2 pseudogenes are annotated in these 685 nt (G+C 46.1%); both read left to right on the forward strand.

What is annotated here, in order from left to right:
* A pseudogene (locus R7040_RS26820) lies at positions 1–231 on the forward strand (ABC transporter); the annotation flags it as partial.
* Positions 231–685: pseudogene (locus R7040_RS26825) on the forward strand (ABC transporter permease); the annotation flags it as partial. The pseudogenes R7040_RS26820 and R7040_RS26825, both read left to right, overlap by 1 nt.

Below are 685 nucleotides of genomic sequence, written 5' to 3' on the forward strand. Positions count from 1 at the left end.
CAACGCGTCGCGTTGGCCAGAGCATTTATGACTCAGCCAGAATTGCTGTTTGCTGATGAACCGACAGGGAATCTTGATCACCAAACCGCGGATAAAGTCATCGAGCTGTTGTTCGATCTCAATAGCCAGCACGGTACGACATTAATATTGGTCACTCATGATGTGAACTTAGCAAGCCGATGCGACAGAATTTATCGTATGGAGGCGGGTGAGCTTAAGGAGGAGATGTAATGTCAGCAGTATCTTCAAGTGAAGTAACATCTTCAGATCAACGTGGATTGAAGCAACACTCTCCGAATAAAAGTTTGGTGCGTTGGAGTTTGGGCGAAATTAGGCAAGGAAACCTTTGGCCGATCAGCGTCGCTCTTGTGTTGGTCATCGCGAGTATTTTTGCATTGTCTGCACTTGCATCTCGTATGGAGCAAGTGATTGTCAAGCAGGGGAAGGATGCATTAACAGCGGATGCGGTGTTCGTTTCCACAAACCCATTATCTGACTCACTATTAAAATCGACAGAGCAACTTGAGCGCTCCGTTATGACCCGATTTTCGACCATGGCTTTTAGCGATAACGGAATGCAGTTTATTTCTGTACGAGGTGTCGATGAAAGTTATCCTTTCATGGGAGAGTTGGTTTTAGATGGGAATGAGTCAGGTCGCGTGAAGCCTAACCAGCTTTGGTTAGA

The sequence above is a fragment of the Vibrio sp. 1069 genome, from assembly GCF_033340555.1.